This window comes from Streptomyces viridosporus, from assembly GCF_002078235.1.
Classification (GTDB): domain Bacteria; phylum Actinomycetota; class Actinomycetes; order Streptomycetales; family Streptomycetaceae; genus Streptomyces; species Streptomyces viridosporus.
The window spans coordinates 1-4,372 of record NZ_MSGP01000379.1 but is presented as its reverse complement, the minus strand read 5'-3'; the positions used below and the strand labels follow the sequence as shown (position 1 = coordinate 4,372).

Sequence of the window (4,372 nt, the reverse complement as noted above, 5' to 3'; positions counted from 1 at the left end):
ACCGGCCGCAAGAAGGACGTCCTCGTCACGACCGGCGGCAAGAACGTCTCCCCGTCCGTCCTGGAGGACCGCCTGCGCAGCCGCCCGCCCGTCGGCCAGTGCCTCGTCGTCGGTGACAACCGCCCCTTCGTCGCCGCGCTGATCACCCTGGACCCCGAGACGGTCGCCCACTGGCTGTCGGTCCGCGGGATGCCCGCCGACACCCCCATGTCCGACGTCGTCCGCGACCCGCGGATGCGCGCCGACGTCCAGCAGGCCGTCGACTACGCCAACCGGGCCGTCTCCCGCGCCGAGTCCATCCGGGCCTTCACCCTCGTCGAAGGCGAGTTCACCGAGGACAACGGACTGCTGACCCCCTCGCTCAAGGTCAAGCGACGAGCGGCGCAGGAGGCGTACGCCGAGGAGATCGAAGCGCTCTACTCCTGACGTCCGGAACGCCGCCGGCGAACAGGACGCCGGCGGTCCTGGACCGTCCGTGGGCCGCCCACCGGGATCCTTCCCCCTCGTCCGGCACGGACGGAAACCGGCGGGTCCCCTTGCGGAGAGGGGCACTACGGATTCCCGCAGGGCGTCCGGGACGGCTGCCGGACGGGTGGGCCTCCGGGACCGGTCGTCGGGTGCGGGCAGGGCCGTGCACGGTGTCCCGGGGCGTGTCCCGGACACCGTGCGGGACGGGCGCGCCGTCCTGGACGGTGTCCGGGACGGCCGGACGCTGGAATCGCCTCGTCCGGCGTCCCTAGGCTCCGGGGTGGCCGTCGTGGAGAGACCGACTGCGACAGCGCATCGGGCGTCCGGGACGCACCGCGCTCCGGGCTTCGCGACGCCCTCCCACCCGCCTTCCAGAAGGAGGACTTCATGTCCAGGGCACTGGAATCCCTCAGCAGCAGGCTCCTCGGCCTGTTCGTTCCGAAGGTGGAGGCCGCGGCCTCGGCCCAGGCCTGTCAGTGCTTCAACGAGTGCTGGCAGTGCGCCCGCAGCGCCTGCTGCGTCAACACCTACTGCGGCTCCATCAACTGCTGGCGCAGCTGCCCGGGTTGCTGACGCGGTGACGTGATCTGACGTGCCGCCGGGGACACCGGTGCCGTGCGCGGCGTGGCGGCCGCGCGCGCCGGCCGTTCACCGACCGTCCGGTGTCCCCGGCTCCTCCCCCGCCTTTCGGTCCGTCCAGCAGGAGGTGTCACCCCTGTGCCCTACGCGGAGTTCGCCGTGCGCGTGCTCATCGCCACCGTCTTCCTGACCGCTGCCGTGGGCAAGGCGAGGAGCGGGCGGTCCTTCGCCGCGTTCACCGCGTCCCTGGGCCGGTTGGACGTCCTGCCCGGTGCGGTGACCCGGGCCGCGGCGGTCGCCGTGGTGGCGGCGGAGTGGCTGGTGTGCGCGCTGGTCCTGATGCCGTGGCCCCGTCCCGCGGGTGCCGGGCTGGCTCTGGCCGCCGCGCTGCTCGTCGTGTTCGCGGTCGCCCTCACCCGTGTCGTCGCCCGGGGCACCCGAGCGGTCTGCCGGTGCTTCGGCAGCGCATCGAGGGAGCCGCTGGGCGTCCGGCACATCGTGCGCAACGTGCTGCTCGCCGTGCTCGCCGCGTCCGCGGCCTGGACGTCGACGCCGCGGGAGGCCACCTCCGTCCAGCCCGGGGCGCTGGCGGTGGCCGCGCTGGCAGGGCTGCTCGTCGGCGGCTGCGTGACCGCCCTCGACACGATCGTGGAGCTGTTCCGACCCGCCGGCCCGGTGAACTCCTCGCGCACCGCGCGTCCTCGGCGTTCCCCGAACGTCACGGGCGGCACGGGCGGCACGGGCGCCGCCGACCGCGCTCGGCAGCCGCGCCTCCCCGTCCGGCCGGGCCGGTGAGCCGGCCCGCTCCCGTGCCTCGTCCCGTCCGTCCTCTCCTTCCCGTCCGCCTCGTCCGTCTCGTCCGCCCCGCCCGTCCCGCCAGTCCCGTCCGTCCCGTCCGTCTCGTCTGAAGGGAGACGTCCGTGCCCGTCCTCGTTACCGCCGTCGTCCTCGTCGGTCTGCTGTGCACCCTCGACCTGATCCTCACCGTCGGCGTCATCAGGCGTCTGCGGGAGCACACCGAGCTGCTGTCCGAGCGGGGCGGCGGCCGGATGTCCCTCGGGCCCGGTGACGAGGTCGGGGACTTCTCGGTGACCTCCGTGAGCGGCGAACCCGTGGACGGCACGGCGATCGGGAGCGAGACGGTGGTCGCGTTCTTCTCCCCCACCTGCGGACCGTGCAAGGAGAAGCTGCCGAAGTTCGTGGAGTACGCGCGCGGTGTCCCGCGGGGACGCGAGCAGGTGCTCGCCGCGGTGACGGCCGACGGCCCGCAGGACGCGGAGGCCGCCGCCCCCATGGTGACGGCCCTGACGCCCGTGGCCCGGGTACTGACCGGCCGGGACGCCGAGGCCGTCGCGGAGGCCTGCAAGGTCCGGGCGTTCCCGGTGGTGCTCAAGGTGAACCGGAGCACCGACGGCCGCCTGCTCGTCATGACCGACGAGGTCGACGTGGAACGGCCGGCGGTCGCCTCGTACTGACGGCCGCCCGCTCGCCGTCTCCTGTCGGTTCTCCGTCCCTGGGAAGGAAAGCCATGCCGTCTGACGCGAGTCCGGAGCCGGGCGGCGACGCGCGCCGGGCGCCCTCCGCACCCGCGCGGGAGCCGTCCGGCGACCGCCTCCACCGCTCGGCGGCGCTCGACGCCCTGCGGCTGGTGGCACGGGCGGCTGCGGGAACCCTCCTGCTCTACACCGTGCCCGCCCTGATCACCGGGTTCTTCCCGGTCGTCACCGCCTGGTCCGTGAAGCTCATCGTCGACCGGCTCGCCACCGGGGCGAGCGTGCCGGAACTCCTCGCCCCGGCGCTGGTGCTGGTGGCCACCGGCATCGCCACCGGGGCCGTACCGCACCTGGCGCGGTACCTGCGGACCGAACTGGACCGCCGTGTCGGCCTGTTCGCGCAGGACCGGCTGTTCGCCTCCGTGGAGGGCTTCCCCGGGCTGGAGCGGTTCGAGAACCCCGACTTCCTGGACCGGCTGCGCCTCGCCCAGCAGACCGTCGTCGGCCCGCCGGTCGCCGTGCAGGCCGTCGACGGGATCCTCGGAGCCGTACGCGCCGCGTTCACCGTCCTCGGGTTCCTCGGCTCCCTGCTGGTCATCAGCCCGCCGACCATGGTGCTGGTGCTGCTCGCCGCCGTACCCACCCTGGTGGCCGAAGTGCTGCTGTCGCGCCGGCGCGCCGCGACGGCGTGGTCCATCGGGCCGGACGAGCGGCGTCAGTTCTTCTACATGGGGCTGCTCGCCAACGTCGAGGCGGCGAAGGAGATACGCCTCTTCGGCACCGGCGCGTTCCTGCGGAGCCGGATGACCGGCAGCAGGCGCGACGCGGACGCGGCCCGGCGGGCCGTCGACCGCCGGGAGGCCGTCCTGCGCTGCGGTCTCGGCGTGCTCGCGGCCGTCGTGGGGGGCGCCGGACTGCTGTGGACGGTCGGCGCGGCCCGGGGCGGCGGCCTGACCCCGGGTGACGTGGCGGTGTTCCTGGCCGCGGTGGCCGGGGTGCAGGCCGCCCTGACCACGGTCACCGGTGACCTCGCCGGAACGCACCACGCCCTGCTGCTCTTCGGCCACTACCGGGCCGTCGTCCGCGCCGGGCCGGAACTCCCCCTGCCCGCCGAGCCGCGGGAACTGCCTCCGCTGCGCGGCTGCATCGAGCTGCGCGACGTGTGGTTCCGCTACTCGCCCGACCATCCCTGGGTGCTGCGCGGGGTGACCCTGCGGCTGCCGGCCGGGGCGTCGATCGCCCTCGTGGGGCTCAACGGCTCGGGGAAGTCGANNNCCGGCCGATCTGCGCGACCGCATCAGTGCCGTGTTCCAGGACTACATGGAGTACGACATGACGGCCGCGGAGAGCATCGCGCAGGGCGACCTGGACGCTCTCGGCGCGCCGGAGCGCATCCGGGAGGCGGCGGTGCGGGCCGGAGTCCACGACACGCTGAGCGCGCTGCCCCGGGGGTACGACACGCTCCTGTCGCGGATGTTCTTCACCGAGTCGGACAAGGAGGACCCGGCGACCGGCGTCATGCTGTCCGGGGGGCAGAGCCAACGCCTCGCCCTGGCGCGGGCGTTCGTACGCGAGCGGCGGGACCTGGTGATCCTCGACGAGCCGNNAGATCCACACCTCCTTGCGCGCCCACCGCGAGGGCGGTACCAGCCTGCTCGTCTCGCACCGCCTGGGTGCCGTGCGCGACGCCGACGTGATCGTCGTCCTGGAGCGGGGGCAGGTCGTCGAGCAGGGCACCCACGACGAACTGGTGGCCCGGCGCGCCCGGTACGCCCGCCTGTACGCACTCCAGGCAGCCGGCTACCGCACACCCGCGGCCCCGCCCGCCGCCC

The 4,372-nt window shown here is 74.3% G+C and carries 3 protein-coding genes and 2 pseudogenes; all 5 read left to right on the top strand.

Features of this window, described 5'->3' with window-relative positions:
- Window positions 1-426 (top strand): annotated as a pseudogene (locus B7L92_RS26005) (long-chain fatty acid--CoA ligase); the annotation flags it as partial.
- 429 nt (window positions 427-855) lie between these two features.
- Complete coding sequence (locus B7L92_RS26000; RefSeq protein ID WP_004979294.1) at window positions 856-1,041, top strand: hypothetical protein; 186 nt, start codon at window positions 856-858, stop codon at window positions 1,039-1,041.
- Window positions 1,042-1,185: 144 nt separating this feature from the next.
- Window positions 1,186-1,842: a MauE/DoxX family redox-associated membrane protein gene (locus B7L92_RS25995; protein WP_081239821.1), complete on the top strand. Its 657-nt coding sequence runs from the start codon at window positions 1,186-1,188 to the stop codon at window positions 1,840-1,842.
- 125 nt (window positions 1,843-1,967) lie between these two features.
- Window positions 1,968-2,522 carry a thioredoxin domain-containing protein gene (locus tag B7L92_RS25985; RefSeq protein ID WP_004979296.1) on the top strand — a complete coding sequence of 185 codons (555 nt, stop codon included), beginning with the start codon at window positions 1,968-1,970 and terminating at the stop codon, window positions 2,520-2,522.
- A 53-nt stretch (window positions 2,523-2,575) separates the two neighbouring features.
- Window positions 2,576-4,372, top strand: a pseudogene (locus B7L92_RS43960) (ABC transporter ATP-binding protein); the annotation flags it as partial.